This window comes from Sphingobium sp., from assembly GCF_048594625.1.
Classification (GTDB): domain Bacteria; phylum Pseudomonadota; class Alphaproteobacteria; order Sphingomonadales; family Sphingomonadaceae; genus Sphingobium.
Genome location: NZ_JBMDWL010000144.1, coordinates 1 through 20008, shown reverse-complemented (window position 1 = coordinate 20008; position 20008 = coordinate 1). Strand labels below are relative to the sequence as shown.

The window sequence follows — 20008 nt, the reverse complement described above, 5'->3', positions numbered from 1 at the left end:
TTGCCACATTGAACGTTTGAGAAACAATTATCGAGTTTGATCGATAATATACTGGAAAAAGAAGATTATTTTTAATTTTTGCTTGGAACGGCTCATTCGCAGACGCACGCTCTAATAATAAAAGAAAATTTTTTTAATCGTGACGGAACAAATGCTTAAAAGAATAATGTTTCTCTGAATGGTAATATTATTACCATTGCCGTTCATCTGGTCATGAAAATGGTCGGGAGACTCACGATGGCAGCTGCGACCCGTTTCAATGAGAAGGCGTTCCGCACTCATCATCGATCAAGCCCAAGAAGCGAAATATCCTGCGCGACGCGGCGCAGTTCGGGGAGATATTGCGATCGCAACTTCGCCGCTGGGACTCGTTGCGCATGGGTGCCGATATTGAGCGCCGCAATCACCTGCCCCTGCGCGCCCCGGACCGGCACAGCGAGCGAGCGAAGGCCGAGTTCCAGTTCCTGATCGACAATGGCAAAGCCATCCTCCTGAACCTTGTCGATATATGCCATCAGGGTGGCGGGGCTTGTTTCCGTTCGGTCGGTAAACTTCTGCATGTTTACGCTGTGAAGATATGTCTTTCGCTCCGCGCCGGGCATCGCCGCCAGCAGCACCCGTCCCATCGACGTCGCATAAAGGGGCAGCCGACTTCCCACCCGCAGGCTGATGGACATGATCCGCGTGGTTTCGGCCCGCGCGACATAATAGACTTCCGCTTCATCAAGCACGCCCAGCGAACAGGATTCGCCCAGCCTGTCCCGCAGACTGTCCAGCATCGGTTGCGCGCGCATGGCAAGGGAGCTGGAGGACAGATAGGCGAAGCCCAAGGATAATGTCTTGGGTCGCAACGCATAGCTGCTGCCATCCTGCGTCGCATAACCCAGTCGCACCAGAGTATGCAGACACCGGCGCACGGACGGGCGGCTGAGCCCCGTCAGTCGGCTGGCCTGCGCAATCGTCATGGGTCGTTGTTGATCGGCGAAGCAGCGCAGCACCGAAAGCCCGCGTGCGAGCGAGGTCATGAATTCGGGATCGCCCTGAGCTTCAACTTCCATCACCATATCCCATATAACCGATTATCGGACATATGATCGTTTATCGATTGACTCTCCTCTTCGCAAGGACGCATGCAGCCGGACGGATTGAAGCAGGAGAGGCGACGATCATGGTGGATAAGGTCATGGGTTCGATCACCGAAGCGGTCGCGGACATCATGGATGGCGCAAGCGTGATGATCGGCGGGTTCGGGACGGCAGGCATGCCCGATCAGCTGATCGACGCCCTGATCGCGCGCGGCGTCGGCGACCTGACCATCATCAACAACAATGCAGGCAATGGCGAAGCGGGCGTTGCCGCGTTGATCAAGGCAGGCCGGGTCCGCAAGATCATCTGTTCCTTTCCGCGACAATCGGACTCGCATCATTTCGACGCGGCATATCGCGCGGGCAGGATCGAGCTGGAACTGGTGCCGCAGGGCAATCTGGCCGCGCGCATTCAGGCCGCAGGTGCGGGACTGGGGGCAATCTTCACGCCCACCGGCTATGGCACATTGTTGGCCGAGGGCAAGGAAACGCGAAAGATCGGCGATGTCGATCATGTGCTGGAATATCCGATCCATGCGGACGTCGCGCTGATCAAGGCACATCGGGCCGACCGGTGGGGGAACCTGACCTATCGCAAGACCGCCAGGAATTTCGGCCCGATCATGGCGATGGCCGCCCGCACCACCATAGCGCAGGTCGCCGAAATCGTGCCGTTGGGCGCGATCGATCCCGAAGTGGTGATCACGCCCGGCATCTTTGTCCAGCGCGTCGTGCAGGTCCGGTCCGAAACGCAGCATGCGACGGCAGCCTGAAACCGAGGATGGCATCATGACATATATGACCCGCGATCAGATGGCGGCGCGCGTCGCCATCGACATTCCCGAAGGCGCCTATGTCAATCTGGGCATCGGGTTGCCGACGAAGGTCGCCAACTATCTGCCACGCGAAAAGGATATTTTCCTGCAAAGCGAAAATGGCCTGCTGGGCATGGGTCCGGCGCCATCGCCCGGCGAAGAGGATTGGGAACTGATCAATGCCGGGAAGCAGGCGGTTACTCTGCTCAAGGGCGGCTGCTATTTCCACCATGCCGACAGTTTCGCGATGATGCGCGGGGGCCATATCGACATATGCGTTCTGGGCGCATTTCAGGTTTCGGTGCATGGCGATCTGGCGAACTGGCATACCGGGGAGCCGGGCGCAATACCGGCCGTCGGCGGCGCCATGGATCTGGCAATCGGCGCGAAGCAGACATTCGTCATGATGGAATTGATGACGAAACAGGGCGAACCAAAGCTGGTCCCGTCCTGCACTTACCCGCTGACCGGCCTTGCCTGCGTTTCGCGCGTTTATACCGATCTGGCCGTTTTCAAGGTGGGGCCGGACGGCGCCAGCGTCATCGATATGGCGGACGGCGTGTCGATCGACGATCTGCGGCGGATGACCGGCCTGCCGCTGACCACCCATCATCCGGCAATCGCCTGAGGAGTCCCGCGATGACAGACGCCTTCATCTGCGACGCCGTCCGTACACCCATCGGCCGTTATGGCGGCATATTGTCCAAGGTCCGCGCCGACGATCTGGGCGCGGCGCCGTTACGCGCGTTGCTGCGCCGCAATCCGACCATGGACCCTTCGGCCGTGGAAGAGATATTCTATGGCTGCGCAAACCAGTCCGGCGAAGACAATCGCAATGTGGCCCGGATGAGCCTGTTACTCGCAGGATTGCCTTGCTCCGTACCCGGCGTCACCGTCAATCGCCTGTGCGCTTCCGGGCTTGAAGCGGTGGGCGCGGCGGCGCGGGCCATCGGTCTGGGCGAAATGCGGATGGCCATTGCGGGCGGGGTGGAAAGCATGACCCGCGCGCCATTCGTCATCGGCAAGGCCGACAGCGATTTTGGCCGTGGACAGACGATGGAAGACAGCACGATGGGATGGCGTTTCGTCAATCCTGCGCTGTCGGCCGCCTATGGCACCGAAACGATGCCGCGGACGGGAGAAAATGTCGCAACCGATTATGGCGTCAGCCGGGCGGATCAGGATGCCTTTGCCTGCCGCAGTCAGCAACGCGCGGCGGCAGCCCAGTCGAACGGATTTTTTGCCGATGAAATCATTGCGGTCACAGTGCCCGGTAAAAAGCGGGGAGAATGGGTGGATGTGGATGTCGACGAGCATCCGCGCGCCGATACGACCGTGGCGACACTGGCGAAGCTGAAGCCGCTGTTCGGCCCGGACGGCACCGTGACGGCAGGCAATGCATCGGGCATCAACGACGGCGCGGCAGCGATGATCATCGCCAGCGAAGCTGCCGCCAGAGAATATGGCCTGACCCCACGGGCAAGGATATTGGGCATGGCGTCGGCCGGAGTGGAGCCGCGCGTCATGGGGATCGGTCCCCTGCCGGCGACGCAGAAACTGATGGCGCGGCTGAAACTGACGATCGCGGATTTCGATGCCATCGAACTGAACGAAGCCTTTGCCAGCCAGAGCCTTGCCGTGCTGCGCGGCCTTGGCCTGGAAGACGATGCCGCCCATGTCAACGCCAATGGCGGCGCGATCGCGCTGGGCCATCCGCTCGGCATGTCCGGCGCGCGCATCGCGATGACCCTGGTGCATCAGCTTGAAAGGACGGGGGGCAAACGCGGCCTGGCGACGGCCTGTATCGGCGTCGGCATGGGGTTGGCACTGGCAGTCGAGAGGCTATAGCCACAGAGCCGGTCAGCCGCGCAGATTGTCCCGCAATGTGCCGAGCATGCGATTGAGATGTTCGACATCATCGGATGTCAATTTGCTGGCGCGAAATATCTGTTCCGGCACGCAGGCGGCGTCCTGCGCCAGCGCCCGACCGCTGTCGGTCAGCGATATGCGCACGACGCGTTCATCGGCGGCATCGCGTCGCCGCGATATATATCCGCTGCTTTCCAGACGCTTCAGCAATGGCGTCAGCGTATTGGATTCCAGAAATAGCTCTTCACCCAGTTCGGAAACCGTCCGGCCATCACGATGCCATAGGGTCACCATCGCCAGATATTGCGGATATGTCAGGCCCAGCCTGTCCAGCATCGGTTTGTAGGCGCGATTGAATGCCAGTCCGGTGGAATAGACCGTGAAGCATAGAAAAGGGTCGAGCGCGTCAGCGGTCGCGGCATTCCCGTCAGCTTGGGTCTTGGCGTGCGAGTATGTCATGCCGCATATTTAATTCGCACACGATATAATCGCAAGGGTTGCAATTCGCATTTATGCGCGTATTTATATCGCACACGATCAAATCGATCGCGATTAATATGGAGGACGATATGAGCATTTCGATAGCCTATGAAGCACAGGCCACCGCAACCGGCGGTCGCGACGGGAAAGCCAGCGTGAAGGATGGCAATCTGGACATTCGACTCGCGACGCCGAAGGCGCTGGGCGGCAATGGCGATGGCAACAACCCCGAACAGCTGTTCGCCGCCGGTTACAGCGCCTGTTTCCTGGGCGCGATGAAATTTGCAGCATCGCAGGACAAGGCCCTGCCCCGCGTCCCCGCCGATGCAAGCGTTACCGCGACTGTGGGCATCGGCCCGCGCGCCGACAAGGGTTTCGGGCTGCGCGTGGCGCTGACGATCCACCTGCCCGGCGTGGAAGAAGGCGCGGCCCGCGCACTGGTCGACGAAGCCGACACCATCTGCCCCTACAGCCACGCCACCCGCGGCAACATCGACGTCACGATCAACGTCGCCTGACCCCCGACCTGCCCCTTTCGAGAAGGAAATTTGCCATGTTCAAGGACATTATTCATTCGCAAGTCGGTCGTCGCGGCCTGTTGACCGCCGCCGCCGGTGCGAGCGCAGCCACAGCCGCCACGCTGATGACGTCGCCCGCCATCGCGCGCGGCAAAGCGGCGTCGCCAGCAAGCAGCGGTAACGCCAATATGGGCGGCGGCTATCTGACCACGCCCGACGGCGTCAGCCTGTTCTACAAGGATTGGGGTCCGAAAAACGGACCGGTCGTCACCTTCAGCCATGGCTGGCCGCTTAATTCCGATAGCTGGGAAAATCAGGCCTTCTTCCTGGCTTCCAACGGGTTCCGCGTCGTGGCGCATGACCGGCGCGGTCATGGCCGGTCCAGCCAGCCGTGGGACGGCAACGACATGGATCATTATGCAGACGATCTGGCGACGGTGATCGACACGCTGAATCTGCGTGATGTTTCCATGTTCGGATTTTCCACCGGCGGCGGCGAAGTCGCGCGCTATGTCGGGCGCCACGGCACTGGTCGCGTTGCGCGGCTTGGCCTCATATCGGCCGTGCCGCCGCTGATGCTGAAGACGTCGGACAATCCCGGCGGCCTGCCCATCAGCGTTTTCGACGGCATTCGGGCGGGCATGGTCGCCAACCGCGCCAAGCTGTTCCGCGATATTCCGGCGGGACCATTTTACGGCTTCAACCGTCCCGGCGTGACCCCGGATGAAGGCATGATTCAGTCCTGGTGGGCGCAAGGCATGCAGGGCGGCTTCAAAAATACCTATGATTCCATCAAGGCATTTTCCGAAACCGATTTCCGCGCCGACCTGAAGAAATTCGATCGCCCCACGCTGATCGTGCATGGCAGCGACGATCAGATCGTGCCAATCGATGCCGCCGGGCGCGCGTCCAAGCAACTGGTCCCGCATGCGGATCTGAAGGTTTATGACGGGGCGCCCCATGGCCTGACCGACACGCACAAGGCGCAGCTGAACCGCGACCTTCTGACGTTCCTGCGCGGCTGAATTTTCGCCTGATGGACGGTGGGGCGTTCTGTTCCCCACCGTCCGCCTCCCGACATTCGGAAAAGGACTCACTATCATGGTCAAATCCCTGTTCGTCGCCCCCCTGCTGATCCTGGCGGGTTCCGTGGCCGCTATGCCCGCAATCGCCCGTCCGGCATCATCCGACGCCGCCCGATCGGTTTCGGTGAGCCAGTTGCCCGTCCGCAATATCGTTCTGGTCCACGGCGCCTTTGCCGATGGTTCGGGGTGGAAGCCGGTCTATGATCTGCTGACGGCCAAAGGTTTTCGGGTCACGGTCGTCCAGCAGCCGCTGACCAGCCTGAAAGACGATGTCGCAGCGACGCGCCGCGTGTTGAGCGCGCTCGATGGCCCTGCGATATTGGTCGGCCACAGCTATGCCGGGGCGGTCATCAGCGAAGCTGGCGACGATCCCCATGTTCGCGGTCTGGTATATATCGCCGCCTTCCAGCCCAAGGTGGGCGAGAATATCGCATCGCTGGTATCGCAAAAGCCCGCGCCCAATGATGATGTCGTCGCGGTTGACGGCTTCCTGTCGTTGAAGACGGACCGCTTTGCACAGGATTTCGCGGCCGACCTGCCCAAAATGCAGAGCGATTTCATGGCGCATGCGCAAAAGCCGATCGCGGCAAGCGCCTTTGCCGAACCACTCCAGTCTGCAGCATGGGAAAACAAGCCCAGCCACGCCATCCTGACCACCAGCGACCATGCTCTTAGCCCGGACCTGCAGGAAAGCATGTATACCCGTGCCGGCTCCACAGTGACCCGCATCGCGGCCAGCCATGCGGTGTTCCTGTCGCATCCCCGCGAGGTAGCCGCCGTTATCGAAACGGCGGCCCGCGAAGCAAAGTAACGCGTTCATATTCAGGCATCCCCGTTGGCAAAGGCCATGTCTTTGCCAACGGAGATTTTTTTGCGCATGGGTCAGGTCGGAATATCGCCCGGCTTTAATAAGCGGCCTTCACGACGGAAGGCGTGCATTCCCCATCATCATGCGGCCAGCCGGGCTGGCGGTGGAGCATAGGATGCCAGATTGCGCCTGAGGCTGGTCAGGGCGAGCACGCCAAGCCGCCGCTGTTCCGGATTTTCCAGCGCAGCTATTCTGATGAGCACCAGATCGACCGCCCGGACGAGCGCCGGATCGGGATCGATCGGCCTGTCGTCGCGCAGGCGGGTATAATGTTGTTCGACATGACGCAGGACGATCGCAATCTGGCGCGCATGGCCGGGGGCAGCGCCGGTCTGAAATTTCCGCAGATCGGCAATGGCCATGCCCACGCGCGTATCGACCAGAATGTCGAGCAGAGGCTGCGTCGGGTCGGCCGCGATATATTTCAGGCGCGGAGTCAGCATGCCGACCCGATCTATCATGCGGCTGATCCAGGTGGCGGGATCGAACGCGCCCCTGACACGCGCCATCGCCGCCAGTTCACGCCATCCGGACCGCACCAGTCGCGTCGCGCTGGCGCGAGTGCCGATCGAACTGGCGATGTTCAATATGAATATGGCGATGCCGACGCCCACGACCTGAGCGATGGCCGAATTGGCGAATGTTCTGAAATCCGCGTCATAGGCATCGTTCAGGCCCAGCAGGCCGGGCAGCGTAAGCATCAGGCCGATTGCGAAAGGCAGTGTCGCGGGCCGTGCCTGAAGACTGCCCATCATCAACAGGATGGGCGCCAACGCCGTTGCCATAACGGCAAATTCGCTAACCTGCGGAAGAAGCACGAAAGCATAGAAGGCGGCGATCGGAACGGCGGCCACGGTTCCGTATAACACGCGCACCGCCGTCGGGCCGGGATTGTCGAGATGGCTGTACAAGGCCGAAACGATGCAGGCGATGATGACGGCGCTGCTGCCGTCGGGCCATGCCGTTGCGATCCACATGATGGTGGTGACAGCCAATGTGCCAAGGGTGGCCAGAGCCGCGCGCAGTGCAAGACCATGATCGCGATGCAAAGGCTGCGCCCGCGCCTTGGCAATCGCGTCCGCGACCGACGCGGACGGCCTGACCTTGCGCGAGAGGATCATGGCGTGAAGCTCGCGGGCATCGCGATGGATGCGGATCAGATCCTGAACCCGGTCCAGCAGGCTGAGGCATAAGGCGTTCTGCCAGTTCCACGGCATGTCGACATGCGGCTCCAGCCCTATCGCCCGCGTCGTCAGCGCTTCTGCTGTCATCAGAAATGCCGGATTGCCAGGATCGCTTTCCAACCATGCGGCGATGTCCGTCATGAGAGCGGTTATGCCGGGGAGCGCGGCATTGCCCTGCGTCAACTGGCTCAATCGATCTTCGATACCACTGGCCAGGGGCAACAGCATCGAAAGGCGATCCTGCAACACGCGCAGGACCGCGGTGCGGATCGTCAGCCGCGACATGTCGAACGGCAGCTGCACGGCGAAATGATGCAGTTCGTGGAGATCCAGCGCAAGACGACGGCGGTCGCGGTCAAGGGTGCCGACGTCGTTGGCCATCAGAGCGTCGCGCGACCATCGTTCCGCATCGCGAAGGATGTCGCCGACGCGCTCGGCCAGTTTGACGCTGACCGATCTGGGCAGGATGAGCGCGTGCACGACGGCGCTGGTCGCGATGCCGATCAATATTTCCTGTAACCGGACGCTGGCGATGTCGAACACGGTATCGGGCTGGTTCACCGAAGCGAAGCCGACGATCCCGGCGGTATAGCCAGCGAGCAGGAAAACATAGGATCGGGGCGTCCGGTCCAGCATGGCCATATAGGTGCACAGGGCAAGCCAAAGCCCCAATATGAAGGACAGCAATTCCGGCAGATTGACGAAGACGGGGACCGCAAATACCGCGACGGCGGCACCCAATATGGTGCCCATCATGCGAAAAGCCGCTTTCGAAATCATGGCGCCAGCCAATGGCTGTGCAACGATATAGCAGGTGATGATCGACCAATAGGGGCGGTGCAGACCGATCCTGAGAGCTATATAATAGGCCAGCATCGCGGCGATATAGGTCTTGATCGAGAAGCAGGCGTCGAGCAGCCCGGCCCATAAAGGCTCGCTGGTAAGATGGCCCGGCGGGTCATTCAGACGCATGACTGGACGCCGGATCATGGCCCCGGCGCCCGTCACAGCGCATCACCCAAATGATATGGCTGCCCATGATCGGGCATTGCGATGCTGCAATCGACGCTGTTCTGGCTGGAAATCATCTTCGGTCATCCGGTGCGCCCACAGCGCAGGGACATTGCGTGAATCGCCATACCTGCGCGATGCGATCCGTGCCTGTGAAACTTTCGGCCTGTGCAGAACAGAACCATGTGGAACTGGATTCATATCATCCCGGTATATGAAATGATCCGCGGCCATTTGCGTGTTTCGTCAAGCCGCTACCGCGATACCGCTGGATACGGGGAAGATGGCGTTACGAAGCAACCACCCCGATAATTTCGTTGAAATGTCCCATCCTCATCTTCACAAAGATGTCATGTAGCAACATTGGCGGATGCGACAGCCAAAGCAGTCTTTGGGAACGACGACACGGGCATGACGGATTCTAGGACGACGGTGTCTCTGGAAGAGTTGCTGGTTCGCGAACGGCCGCGTCTGGTCGCTTTCATCGCGCGCCTTGGCGCTGCGGCCAAAGCGGACGACATATTGCAGGACGCCTGGCTGAAAATCCGCGCGCGGGAAGGACGCCCTGCCCCCGACCAGCCGATGAGCTTTCTGTTCCGGACGCTCCACAATATCCTGCTGGACGATCATCGCGCCGCCAGCCGCCGGTCGCAGCGTGATGGCGACTGGGCCGCCACGACCACGCATATGGATGTTTTCCATCAGATGCCCGATAGCGAAAGGCGCGTGCTGGCCATCGAGCAGATCGCCGCCGTGCACCGGTTGCTGGAAGAGGTAGGCGATCCGGCCGCACTGATATTCCGTTTACACAGGCTGGAAGGTCATAGTCAGCGGCAGATTGCCGACCAGCTTGGCATGGGGTTGAGCACCGTCGAAAAGCATCTGCGCCGTGTATATGCGCAATTGATCGACATGCGGACGCAATCCGACACTATCGATCCGGCGCGAAAGGCATAGAGGACAGGGCGTGGGGGGTGCTGACGAAGCCCATATGCGGGACGAGGCGATCGACTGGGTCATCCGGTTGAAAAGCGCAAGCGATACCGATTGGGACCGGTTTTCCGAATGGATGGCGGGCGATGCCCGGCGTCACGACATATATTGGCAGGTTGCGCAAGCGGACGCGAATGCGGGCGAAGCGCTGGCGGCCGATTATGCGGTTCATGCCGTCAGTATGCCCTCCCCCTCCGTCCGCCCGTGGCGGCGGGTGATGGCAGGCGTGCTGTGTGCCGCCGGGCTGGCCGTCGCCGCATCGATATTCTGGTTCCAGAACGGTCCCGACATGCAGTCTATCGCCACGCCCGGCGGTCAGATCCGCGTGGCGAGCTTGCCGGACGGCAGCAGCGTGACGTTGAACGGCGGGAGCGCTGTCAGCTACGATATGGGTGATCCCCGCAGCATAAGGCTGGACCGGGGGCAGGCGCTGTTCACCGTGCGCCATGATCCCACGCACCCGTTCACGGTCAGGGCTGGCGACACCACGATAACCGACCTTGGCACCCGTTTCGATGTCAGCCGGTTGGGCGCCGATATGCGGTTGGCGGTTGTCGAGGGACGCGTTCGATACAGCGCCGCCAACCATATATTCGAGCTGGGCGCCGGTGACATATTGGAGGCGCGCGCCGGAACCACGCCGGTCGTCCGCCGGGTCGATCCGGCTGCGATCGATGGCTGGTCGGAAGGGCGGTTGAGTTTCGAGGATGATCGATTGTCGGTCGTGGCGGAGCAACTGAGCCGCGTCACCGGCCTGGCGGTGGCGGTTGCCCCCGCCATTGGGGACCGGCGGGTTAGTGGCGGGTTGAGCACGGACAATTCGGACAGGGTCGATACGCTGCGTCGCGCGGCGCTCCTGTTTGGCGTGGAAGCGGTGCAGGATAAGGGCCGCTGGACGCTGATCGCGCAGGGCAGTCGCGCACCTTGATCGATAATGTTGGTCGCTACGTTTTAGTCATAATCGGTGCTGCCGGGCTATCTGCTCCCGCGGCGGCGTCTGACGCGATGCAATCGATAAATGTGCCGACAGGGCCGCTTGCCCGGTCGCTGGCGCTGCTTTCCCGTCAGGCGGGGATCGATGTCGGCAGCACGGAACCCGCGGCCCGGCGCACCATGGTGCGCGCCATCCGCGGTCGATACCGTCCGGCGGACGCATTGCGACATATGCTGGACGGCACGCCATTCATCGCACGGCGGACAGGCGGCGTATGGACGGTTGCGATGCGTCAGGATCGGCTCCGCGCGCTGCCCCGCCCGGTACCCATTGCAGCGCCACCGCCACCGGTAGAACCGGCAACCATCGTCGTTATCGGCGCGAAGCGTGCAGCGACGTTACGCGATTTCCCAGGAAGCGTATCGCGACTGGACCGCGAAACATTGGAAAATATCGCCGGGGTCAGCGCCACGGATGCGCTGATCGCAAGACTGGTTGGGCTGGAATCGACCAATTTGGGGCCGGGCCGGAACAAATTATTCCTGCGCGGGGTCATCGATTCGGGTTTCGTAGGCCCCAGCCAGTCGACCACTGGCCAATATCTGGATGAAAACCGGGTGAATTATAACGCCCCGGACCCGGATTTGCGCATTTACGATGTGGAGCGGGTAGAGTTGCTATCGGGACCGCAGGCGACGCTTTACGGAGCGGGGTCGCTGGGCGGCGTCATACGTGTGAGCAGCGTGCGGCCCGATCCGCATGCGATGGGCGCAGCCATGTCGGCCGGTGTGGCGACCACCATGCATGGCAGTTGGGGCGGCGACGTTTCAGGCATGATCAACCTGCCCCTTCGCGCGGATGCAGCGGCATTGAGAGTGGTCGGTTATGCCACGCATATTCCCGGTTATGTCGATGCACCGGCAGCAGGACGAAGCAATGTCAACGATGTGCGGATAGCAGGCGGCCGGGCCGCCATTCGCCTGCTGGCCGACGACTGGACCATCGATGCACAGGTGATCGGGCAGCGCATCGATGCGGGAGGAAGCCAATGGACCGATGCTGGCCGGGGGTTGGTGCGTTCGTCCCCGGTCGACCTGCCGTTTGACAGCCGCTTTGCGCAGGGCGGGCTGACATTTGCCAGACAGTTTGGCGACATAGCGCTGGTATCGGCCACATCGGCAGGACGGCAGGATCTGACCGAGCGTTACGACGCCAGCTTTCTGAAGCCGCGTGTGGTGACACAGGCGCTGGACAGCCGGATGATCGCCCATGAAACACGATTGTCGCGGGGAGAGGCGGGGCAGGCAGGATGGCTGGCGGGCATCTCTATCATATATTCACGCAGCCATATGATGCGGCAGGGGCATGAGCCGGACGGCACGACCACCCCGCGCCAGAGCGCCCGTACCAATGTGCAGGAAGAAACCCTGTTCGGAGAGGTGAGCCGCCCCCTGCCTCTGCACATCATGCTGACCGCCGGGGGTCGGTTGACCACCATGCGGGTGAGCGGCATGGCATGGTCGTCGATAGAAGCCAGCAACGTCCCGATCATGGGCCATCCGGTCGAAGCGCGAGGCGCCCGGACACATTTCCGCGCCATGCCCAGCGGGGCACTGTCCCGGCGGATCGGCAAGGAGGGATTGTTGTACCTGCGCTATCAGCAGGGTTTCCGACCCGGCGGTTTTGGCGTCAGCGGCATCATAGGCAGCGAATATCGCGGCGACCGCATGGCCAGCATCGAAGCAGGCGCGCGGATGACGACGACAGACGACCGGCTGGAACTGCAACTGAGCGCTTCGCACGCCATATGGCGTGACGTTCTGGCCGAGGTCGTGACGGAGGGTGGCGACCCCGTCACCCGCAATATCGGCGACGGGCGCATCCGCACATTGGAAGGACAGATTGCGTGGCGACCCAGTGACGGGCTGCGGCTGTCTGCCGCCGCCTATGTCAATGATGCACAATTGCATCGGCCATTGTCGCAGTCCGTCGCCCTGAAGGACAACCGGCTGCCCAATGTGCCCGTCGCCGGCGGACAGGCCGCGATCGAGGACAGCATTGCCCTGCCCGGTGGCCAGCGCCTGTCCGGCATTTTCAACATCCGCTATCATGGGGCGGCCCGGTTGGGCGCCGGTCCTGAACTGGACGTACGGCAGGGCGATTATTGGGACAGCTATCTGTCCGTGTGGATCGGCAACGACCGGAGGCGGATCAGCCTGACGGCGACCAATCTGCTGGATAGCGCTGCGAACCGATATGCCTTCGCGTCCCCCTACCGCATATTCGATGCGGTCAGGACACCGCAGGAGCCGCGCAGCATCAGGATCGGTTTCGAACACAAGTTCTGAAACAAGGCTGAAATTATTTTTTCACGGAACCGTAAGGTGGACCATCCCTTGCGGCGTCATCGCGGTGAAAAGGGGCGTTCCAAACCCGTAATCGCACTGTCGTGCCTGCAAGCGCAGGCGCGCCCGGACGGGTGCGCGCTCCTTATTCGCTGTAAAAAGGGAGCATCGCGTGCCGTCATTCCTGTCGCCAGATCATTCCACCCGCCCTTCGCATCGCCGCGCCCTGTTACGGCTGACCACCTGCCTTGCGGGGGCCGCCGCAGGATTGATGCTTCCCGCAGTTCAGGCGTCCGCGCAAACCGCATCCGCCAATACGCGCCTGACGCTGGCAACGCCGTCTCTGTCGGTCCTGGCCCGCTCGGCCGGGCACAGGGTGTGGGATCCGACCTTGTGTGCGATCGCCTGCGACGGGAAGGCCCAGATGACCCCGGTCAGCGCCCTGCCGCCGCGCAAGGCGACACCGCTGGCATCGCAGGCCATTTCGACGGCGATCGTGCGCGACCCCACCATCGTGGAACCGGGCAAGGCATCGGGCGGATATGCGAAACTGGCCGACTCCACCCATGTCTACAGCCCGGATGACATTTCGATCGATGTCGGATCGATCGAAATAGACACGCCCGGCGTCCCGGCGATCGACGCCAACAGCAATATCGATGGATCGACCGGAAACATCACGATCAACGCCGGTACGATCACGACGACCGGGGACTTTTCCGCAGCGCTGCGCGCATCCGCCTACATGGGCAATGTCGATGTGAAGGTCGGTTCCGTCCTGACGACGGGTGAAGGCGGCGATGGCATCTATGCATCCAGCTATCTGGGCAACACGAGCATCGATGTCGGTTCGGTCAATGTTCAGGGTAAGGGCGCTGTGGGCGTCATCGGCATTTCGGGCGGATCGACCACGGTCCACACCGGCGACATCGCCAGCGACGGCGCAGGCCTGCTCGCCATAGGCAGCGAAGTGAATGTCACGACCGGGAATGTCACCACCAGCGGCGACATGTCACAGGGCATCTATGCCCACAGCAATTTCATCGTCGATAATGGCCAGACGCTGGGCCATGACATCAATGTAACGGCCGGATCGGTCGCAACCAGCGGTTATGGGTCGGACGGCATCGTCGCCATCAACACCAATTCGCGCGGCAATGTGGCGATCACGGCGGACAGCGTGACGACGCAGGGTGACAATGCATGGGGCGTCGTCGGCATTTCGGTGCTGGCGGGGGTCAATGTGAATGTCGGTTCGGTCACCACATCGGGCGATGGTGCGCATGGCATCTACGCCCAATCCATCTATGGGTCGGGGCGTTTTGAAAATCCAGCGGAGCCGGGATACGGCGTGGTCCATGCGACGGACCGTGTGGGCAATGAATATGTCGTTGTGACCGGTGACAGCGTCACCACCCATGGCGCGGGCGCCTATGGCGTGTTCGTGCGCACCGGCGGCGCCGCCAATTCGCGCAACGTCCACAGCTATGTCGACGTCAGGAATGTCGAAACGACAGGTGACGGATCGATTGGCGTCGTGCTTCTGAGCGAGGGGCAACAGGATTTTGCGACGCTCAACATCGGCAAGGTGTCGACGGCGGGTGATCAGGCGCACGGCATCGTTGCACTGGCGGCCGGACGCGCCAGCCAGATCGATATTCAGGCCGATAGCGTCACCACCACCGGCAATCAGGCACTGGGCATCGTCGCCCAGCAATATGGCGTGGGCGCGGACATTAAGATCGCGGCAGGCACGGTCAGCACCAGCGGACAGGAATCGGCAGGCATTCTGGCCGCAACCTATGCCGGCAATATCAAGATCAATGCCGGTTCGGTCACGACCCGTGGCGATACTTCTGCCGGGATACAGGCGGAGGCAACGTTCGGACTGGCCGATATTCAGGCCGATACGGTCAGCACATCGGGCAAGGATTCGGCCGGTATACAGGCGGGCGGGCGCAATGTCGTCATCACGGCAGGCAACGTCACCACGGCTGGCAACAGTTCGTCAGCGATCGTGGCGCGCGGCACGGAAACGATAAAGGTCACCGCTGCAACGATCTCCACCAGCGGTGGAACCTCCGCCGGGATCGTGGCCGAGGGGCGTGATCTGGACATCAGTGTGGGAACCATCACGACGACGGGGGACGATGCGATCGGTATCGCGAGCTATAGCGTCGGGCGAACCCATGGCACCACCATCAACCTCACCGGCGGGATCACGACGAGCGGCACCCAGGCCGTCGGCATCTACGCTCTGTCCGGCGGCGATCTGACCATCCACAACAATGGCACGGTGTCGACATCAGGCTCCAGAAGCTATGGCATATTGGCGCAGGGTCTGAACAACGTCACTATCGACGGCACGGGCAGCGTGACCACGACCGGCGACGAGGCGATCGGCATCCTGGCGCTGTCCAACGGCGCGGTGTCGATTACGCAGAATGCCGTCAGCACGGCGGGCGATTATTCGGCAGGCGTGCGCGCCCATGCGGGCGCTTACGGGTTCGATATTCCCGGCGACGTGACCGTCGATATTGGCACCGTCACCACCAAAGGCACCCTTTCGGACGGCATTGTCGCGACCAATTCGGATGGCAATGTGTCGGTCAGGGCCGGAACGGTCAGCACGTCAGGCGCAGGCGCCAGCGGCATCGTCGCCATCGCGACCGGCAACGCCACGATCGTGGCGGGCGATGTCAGCACCAGCGGCGAAACCTTCATCCCCGACCCGGATGTGGACCCTTATGGTAATCCGCGTCGTCCGTTCGCCATCTATGCCCTTGGCGACAGCGTGAACATCACCGCCACCGGATCGGTATCGACGGTGGGCGATCAGGCGATCGGCATCTATGGCGCGGGCCTTGGCGGCACGGTGGCGATCACCGCCAAAAATGTATCGACCACGGGCGCACGTGCTACGGCCGTGCGAGGCTATACGCTGGGCGGCGACCTCAACATCACCACGACCGGCGCGGTGCGCACGACCGGCGAATATAGCTACGGCGTCCTTGCCTTCGGCCATGGCGCGCTGACGGTCGACAATCGCGGGTCCATCGAAACGACGGGCGATTTCTCCAGTGGCATCTATGCCCTCGCCCGCAATACGACAAACGACATCACCATCACCGACAGCGGATCGATTTCGAGCAGCGGCAACGTCGCCAATGCCATTCGCGCGATCAGCAATGGCGGTAATGTTTCGATCAACTCGACCGGCACGATCGCCGCGTCGGGCGATATTTCGACCGGCATACTCGCGGTGATCGAACGTGGCGGGCGCGGTACGCGTAGCGAGGGAGAAGCGGTTGCCGCGCTGGAAGGCCCACAACCCAGCGTGAACGTATCCGCCAAATCGGTATCGGTGTCGGGGGCGCTCGCCAACGGCGTGCTGGCGATCAACTATCGCGGCGACGTGAACATCGATGTCGGCAATGCAGCCTCCCGCGGGGCGATGTCCCGTGCGGTGGTGGCGCAGGCCGCCGGCAATGCGACCATCAAGGTCGGATCGATCGACGCGGAAGAACGCGGCGTGCTGTCGATTGCCAACGGCGACAATAGCGTCACCGTGACGGGCCAGGTCCGGTCAGCCAACCATGTCGCGGTTGAAATGGGTTCTGGCGTTGGCAAGGCGACCCTGAACGTCGCAACAGGTGCGTCCGTCATCGGCGGCGGAAAACGCAACCCCGCGGACGGCGATTATGTCGGGCCGGGCAATGCGGTCGTATTCAGCGCGCAATATGGCGGCGCGATGATCAACAACGACGGGCTGATTTCCAACACCGGCGACCAGTGGACCGTTTATGTCGCCGATGCCTTCGCCTATGGACAGGTGGTGACGCAGGCTGGCGCGACGATCAACAATCGCGGCCGTCTGGAAGGCGCGATCAAGCTGACCGCCGTCGATGACGTCGTGAACAATGGCGGAACCATGCTGGCCACCAAGGACAGCGACTTTGGCGCAGGCAGCGACCGGTTCGTCAATACGGGCGCTCTGATGGTGCGGCCTGGCCAGAGCCTTGCCGCCAATGCACCATCCGTAACCGTTGCGGGCACCGTGCGCTTCAAGGGACTGGAAGAGTTCCGCAATGAAGGCGGTCTCATCGACCTGCGAAATGGCGTGGCAGGAGACAGGCTGGTCCTTGACGGCGGATATGTCGGATCGAAGGGCGCCCGCCTTGGCCTCGACCTGTCGCCGACGGCCAGCGACATGTTGATCGTCAATGGCGCAGCTACGGGCAAGACGACATTGCTGCTGCGCGGCCTGACAATGGACAATGGGACATTGGCGCAGGCACAGACGCTGGTGCGCGTCGGGTCCGGCAGCGCATCCGACGCCTTCCAGCTGGAAAATGACGCCATCGGGCTGATCCAATATGGCCTCGCATTCAATGCCGCCGCAGGGACGTTCGACCTGACGGCACAGGCGGGGGCGCCCGTCTATCGCCTTGGTCAGGTGGGTCGTTCGATCCTGAATGGTACGATGGAGGCAAATAATACATGGTCTGCGCATATGGCGGAACGTCGTGATGCGGGCGTCAGCGATGGCGGGCTGTGGGCGCAGGGCTATGGCAATTCGGTGAAGCGCGAAGGGATGCACTCCGTGCAGACTGGCAACGGTTCGGCTGATTTCGACCTGACCAGTCGGCAGGCGCATTATGGCTATGAAATGGGCTATGATGCCGAAAATGACAGCGGCTTCAGCTATGGCGTGAGTGGCGGATATGGCAATTCCACGGTGCATTTCACCGCGGGCAGCCAACGCTTCGATTTCGATACGATCAATGCCGCGCTCTATGCCGGGCTGCATCGGGGCATGGGCTTCTTCAACCTGCGCGCCCAATATGGCCATAGCTGGGCTCAAGCAAAAGACAGAGCGCAGGGATGGAGCAGCAAGTTCCAGGCCAACAACTGGGGACTTGCCGGTGAAGCGGGCGCCCGGTTCGACAATGGCGCCGTCTTTGTGGAACCGCTGGTCAGCCTGTCGTGGCAACAGACGAACGTGGATGACATGCATGTGCTGGGGCAGACGATCGACATAGGAACCCAAGACAGCCTGATCGGCAAGGTCGGCGGACGGATCGGCGGCACCACGGAATTGGGCGCAACCAAAACCACCTTCTATTTGCGGGGTTCCTATATTCACGCCTTCAGCGGCAATGCGGACCTCTTGTTCGAAAGCGGTGGGGCATCACAGCGGGTGCTGGACCAGAAACTGCGCGATTTCGGTCAGGCGGCCGTCGGTGTGAACTTCGCCAGCGGCGGACCGATCAGCGGGTTCATAGAAGGCAATGCCGACTTCGGCGGTGCGAAAGGTGGCGGTGGCCGCGCGGGCGTCCGCGTCCGCTTCTGAAATTAAGAGGGGGCGTAACATGGTTACGCCCCCTCTTTTTACGCAGTCAGTCTGGAGCAGGGGGCGATCATGACAGGGCGAACCATGCTCCCATTTCTTTTTGTTTTTCGCATGATCCAGGCCGGAAATGGCAATATCCACCTAGGCATGCATTATCGGGAAATAACGACGCAATGGCCCATAACGAGCATGATTCAACAGATACCAAGCCCTTCACTGGTGCACCCAACGCGCCGGGTGCGAAAGACGTTATCCTTGCGCCGGGGAGCACCAATATTTCCGTTTCGCCGGGCCTGCGCGACTGGCTCATGGCGCAGCGGTTAAGCCTGGCTTTCACGTCCTATCAGACTGGTCAGCTGTTCCTTGTGGGCGCGCATCCCAATGGAAGCATATCGTTCAATCAACAGAATTTTGTGCGAGCCATGGGGCTGTGCTGGCAACCGGGGCGTCTCTACCTCGGTTCACTGTTTCAGCTTTGGCGGTTGGAAAATATGCTGCGCCCCGGCGAATTGGCGAATGACGCGTTTGATACCGCGCTCATTCCGCGCAACGCCCAGACGACAGGCGCGGTCGATATTCACGAAGTGGGCGTGAACAGTGCGGGACAGGTGATCTTCGTAAACACGAAATATAGCTGCCTGGCGACGCTCGATCTCATCCATAGTTTTCGTCCGGTCTGGAAACCGCCGTTCATTTCGCGGCTGGCGCCTGAAGATCGGTGCCACCTGAACGGCCTTGCGATGCATGATGGTGCCGCAAAGCTGGTAACGGCAGTCAGTCGTTCGGACATCGTGGGTGGTTGGCGTGAACGTCGTCATGAAGGCGGGGTCCTGATCGACGTGCAGACCAACGACATCCTCACCGATCAGCTTTCGATGCCCCATTCCCCGCGTATCGTTGGCGATCGGATTTTCGTGCTGGATAGCGGCCGCGGACAGATTGTGGAGATCGATCGAGAATCCGGCGCAAAAACGGACATCGCCTTCTGCCCCGGCTTCCTGCGCGGACTGGCTATCCATCGGGGCTATGGAATAGTGACGGTCTCGAAGCCGCGTCATGGGAGTTTTTCGGGCCTGCTGCTCGATGACGAAATGCAGCGACGGGATGCGGAACCATGGTGCGGGATCATGATCGTCAACCTGTTGACTGGTGACATCGTTCACTGGATCCGTCTCGAAGGCCATGTCACCGAACTTTTCGACGTCACGGCGATGCCTGATATCACATGTCCGATGGCAATCGGGCCTGAGAGCGCGGAAATCCAGAACAGCATCACCATGGCGGCCTGACCGCCATCCGTGTATTTGGGCGCGCCATCAGCCTCTGGTTATGTTGGCGCGCTGATTTTTGGGTTGCGGGGTATTGCTGGGACTGGCGATTTGGGTTTGCGGCGTCGGGCGCGGTATTTTTGTCTGTGATTTGGTGTTGATCGGACGCAAAAAGCCCCGGTATTTCTACCGGGGCTTTT

General features: G+C 61.5%; 14 protein-coding genes. 11 read left to right on the top strand and 3 right to left on the bottom strand.

Annotated elements, in window-relative coordinates; all coding sequences use genetic code 11:
- Window positions 1-281: 281 nt before the first annotated feature.
- On the bottom strand, window positions 282-1058 hold the full coding sequence (locus tag ACOJSJ_RS18350) for an IclR family transcriptional regulator domain-containing protein (protein ID WP_420146397.1): 777 nt from the start codon (window positions 1056-1058) through the stop codon (window positions 282-284).
- 110 nt (window positions 1059-1168) lie between these two features.
- Between ACOJSJ_RS18350 and ACOJSJ_RS18345 the strand changes: the two genes are divergently transcribed.
- Genes ACOJSJ_RS18345 through pcaF form a run of 3 tightly spaced genes read left to right on the top strand, consistent with a single transcriptional unit; the run spans window position 1169 to window position 3748 of the window.
- Window positions 1169-1858: a 3-oxoacid CoA-transferase subunit A gene (locus ACOJSJ_RS18345; protein ID WP_420146396.1), complete on the top strand. Its 690-nt coding sequence runs from the start codon at window positions 1169-1171 to the stop codon at window positions 1856-1858.
- A gap of 16 nt (window positions 1859-1874) precedes the next feature.
- Entirely contained in the window at window positions 1875-2528 is a 654-nt protein-coding gene (locus tag ACOJSJ_RS18340; protein ID WP_420146395.1) for a 3-oxoacid CoA-transferase subunit B, read from the top strand.
- A gap of 11 nt (window positions 2529-2539) precedes the next feature.
- A complete protein-coding gene (gene pcaF, locus ACOJSJ_RS18335; RefSeq protein WP_420146394.1) occupies window positions 2540-3748 on the top strand; it encodes a 3-oxoadipyl-CoA thiolase in 1209 nt (402 codons plus the stop codon).
- A 12-nt stretch (window positions 3749-3760) separates the two neighbouring features.
- Here pcaF and ACOJSJ_RS18330 read toward each other — a convergent pair whose 3' ends face one another.
- Window positions 3761-4228 carry a MarR family winged helix-turn-helix transcriptional regulator gene (locus ACOJSJ_RS18330; RefSeq protein WP_420146393.1) on the bottom strand — a complete coding sequence of 156 codons (468 nt, stop codon included), beginning with the start codon at window positions 4226-4228 and terminating at the stop codon, window positions 3761-3763.
- Window positions 4229-4338: 110 nt separating this feature from the next.
- Between ACOJSJ_RS18330 and ACOJSJ_RS18325 the strand changes: the two genes are divergently transcribed.
- The 3 genes from ACOJSJ_RS18325 (at window position 4339) to ACOJSJ_RS18315 (ending at window position 6663) form a co-directional block, all read left to right on the top strand.
- On the top strand, window positions 4339-4767 hold the full coding sequence (locus tag ACOJSJ_RS18325; protein WP_420146392.1) for an organic hydroperoxide resistance protein: 429 nt from the start codon (window positions 4339-4341) through the stop codon (window positions 4765-4767).
- A gap of 188 nt (window positions 4768-4955) precedes the next feature.
- Window positions 4956-5792, top strand: coding sequence for an alpha/beta fold hydrolase (locus ACOJSJ_RS18320; protein WP_420146408.1), 837 nt, complete (start codon window positions 4956-4958; stop codon window positions 5790-5792).
- Between the two features lie 76 nt (window positions 5793-5868).
- On the top strand, window positions 5869-6663 hold the full coding sequence (locus ACOJSJ_RS18315) for an alpha/beta fold hydrolase (protein ID WP_420146391.1): 795 nt from the start codon (window positions 5869-5871) through the stop codon (window positions 6661-6663).
- Between the two features lie 137 nt (window positions 6664-6800).
- Here ACOJSJ_RS18315 and ACOJSJ_RS18310 read toward each other — a convergent pair whose 3' ends face one another.
- Window positions 6801-8876 carry an FUSC family protein gene (locus ACOJSJ_RS18310; RefSeq protein ID WP_420146390.1) on the bottom strand — a complete coding sequence of 692 codons (2076 nt, stop codon included), beginning with the start codon at window positions 8874-8876 and terminating at the stop codon, window positions 6801-6803.
- A 450-nt stretch (window positions 8877-9326) separates the two neighbouring features.
- Between ACOJSJ_RS18310 and ACOJSJ_RS18305 the strand changes: the two genes are divergently transcribed.
- From ACOJSJ_RS18305 to ACOJSJ_RS18285, 5 genes are all read left to right on the top strand, one after another.
- Complete coding sequence (locus ACOJSJ_RS18305) at window positions 9327-9872, top strand: RNA polymerase sigma factor (protein WP_420146389.1); 546 nt, start codon at window positions 9327-9329, stop codon at window positions 9870-9872.
- A gap of 10 nt (window positions 9873-9882) precedes the next feature.
- A complete protein-coding gene (locus tag ACOJSJ_RS18300) occupies window positions 9883-10836 on the top strand; it encodes a FecR family protein (protein WP_420146388.1) in 954 nt (317 codons plus the stop codon).
- Window positions 10837-10928: 92 nt separating this feature from the next.
- Window positions 10929-13190 carry a TonB-dependent receptor gene (locus ACOJSJ_RS18295; protein WP_420146387.1) on the top strand — a complete coding sequence of 754 codons (2262 nt, stop codon included), beginning with the start codon at window positions 10929-10931 and terminating at the stop codon, window positions 13188-13190.
- A 169-nt stretch (window positions 13191-13359) separates the two neighbouring features.
- Entirely contained in the window at window positions 13360-18540 is a 5181-nt protein-coding gene (locus tag ACOJSJ_RS18290; protein ID WP_420146386.1) for a hypothetical protein, read from the top strand.
- A gap of 173 nt (window positions 18541-18713) precedes the next feature.
- Window positions 18714-19829 carry a TIGR03032 family protein gene (locus ACOJSJ_RS18285; RefSeq protein WP_420146385.1) on the top strand — a complete coding sequence of 372 codons (1116 nt, stop codon included), beginning with the start codon at window positions 18714-18716 and terminating at the stop codon, window positions 19827-19829.
- Window positions 19830-20008: the final 179 nt, after the last annotated feature.